At 44.3% G+C, this 1,256-nt stretch carries 2 protein-coding genes; both read right to left on the minus strand.

What is annotated here, in order from left to right:
- Positions 1-64: 64 nt before the first annotated feature.
- The gene (locus tag CSC62_RS17190; protein ID WP_281353326.1) at positions 65-955 is read right to left on the minus strand and encodes a phage integrase Arm DNA-binding domain-containing protein; all 891 of its coding nucleotides are present in this window, start codon (positions 953-955) and stop codon (positions 65-67) included.
- Complete coding sequence (locus tag CSC62_RS17195) at positions 933-1,151, minus strand: excisionase (RefSeq protein WP_162407886.1); 219 nt, start codon at positions 1,149-1,151, stop codon at positions 933-935. The genes CSC62_RS17190 and CSC62_RS17195 overlap by 23 nt, the downstream gene beginning before the upstream one ends.
- Positions 1,152-1,256 lie beyond the last annotated feature (105 nt).

The following is a 1,256-nucleotide window of genomic DNA, read 5'->3' on the forward strand; positions in this document are numbered from 1 at the left end:
TCGATACTTGTTTTCTGTTCTCAGGTCTTTGCTATCTTCCGTTATAGTTTTTAGTGTGTTTTTTTTAGAATCGCATATGGTGGCTTGAGACATTTTTTTCCGTCTCGTGGGCTCGGATATTTTTATAAGAGACAGATGCAATTATGGTTTCTCCGCCAAGAATCTCTTTGCATTTATCAAGTGTTTCCTTCATTGATATTCCGAGAGCATCAATATGCAATGCTGTTGGGATGGCAATTTTTACGCCTGTTTTGCTTTGCTCGACATAAAGATATCCATCTACGATATCAGACCACTTCATTTCGCATAAATCACCAACTCGTTGCCCGGTAACAACAGCCAGTTCCATTGCAAGTCTGAGCCAACATGGTGATGATTCTGCTGCTTGATAAATTTTCAGGTATTCGTCAGCCGTAAGTCTTGATCTCCTTACCTCTGATTTTGCTGCGCGAGTGGCAGCGACATGGTTTGTTGTTATATGGCCTTCAGCTATTGCCTCTCGGAATGCATCGCTCAGTGTTGATCTGATTAACTTGGCTGACGCCGCCTTGCCCTCGTCTATGTATCCATTGAGCATTGCCGCAATTTCTTTTGTGGTGATGTCTTCAAGTGGAGCATCAGGCAGACCCCTCCTTATTGCTTTAATTTTGCTCATGTAATTTATGAGTGTCTTCTGCTTGATTCCTCTGCTGGCCAGGATTTTTTCGTAGCGATCAAGCCATGAATGTAACGTAACGGAATTATCACTGTTGATTCTCGCTGTCAGAGGCTTGTGTTTGTGTCCTGAAAATAACTCAATGTTGGCCTGTATAGCTTCAGTGATTGCGATTCGCCTGTCTCTGCCTAATCCAAACTCTTTACCCGTCCTTGGGTCCCTGTAGCAGTAATATCCATTGTTTCTTATATAAAGGTTAGGGGGTAAATCCCGGCGCTCATGACTTCGCCTTCTTCCCATTTCTGATCCTCTTCAAAAGGCCACCTGTTACTGGTCGATTTAAGTCAACCTTTACCGCTGATTCGTGGAACAGATACTCTCTTCCATCCTTAACCGGAGGTGGGAATATCCTGCATTCCCGAACCCATCGACGAACTGTTTCAAGGCTTATTGGACGTCGCTGGCGTGCGTTCCACCCCTGAAGTGTCAAGTACATCGCAAAGTCTCCGCAATTACACGCAAGAAAAAACCGCCATCAGGCGGCTTGGTGTTCTTTCAGTTCTTCAATTCGAATATTGGTTACGTCTGCATGTGCTATCTG

This window comes from Pseudoxanthomonas jiangsuensis (genome assembly GCF_010093185.1).
Classification (GTDB): Bacteria; Pseudomonadota; Gammaproteobacteria; order Xanthomonadales; family Xanthomonadaceae; genus Pseudoxanthomonas; species Pseudoxanthomonas jiangsuensis.

Excerpts from the sequence above, each read along its gene's own strand:
- CSC62_RS17190 (WP_281353326.1), bottom strand. The coding sequence starts at position 955 with ATGGGAAGAAGGCGAAGTCATGAGCGCCGGGATTTACCCCCTAACCTT.
- CSC62_RS17195 (WP_162407886.1), bottom strand. The coding sequence starts at position 1,151 with ATGTACTTGACACTTCAGGGGTGGAACGCACGCCAGCGACGTCCAATA.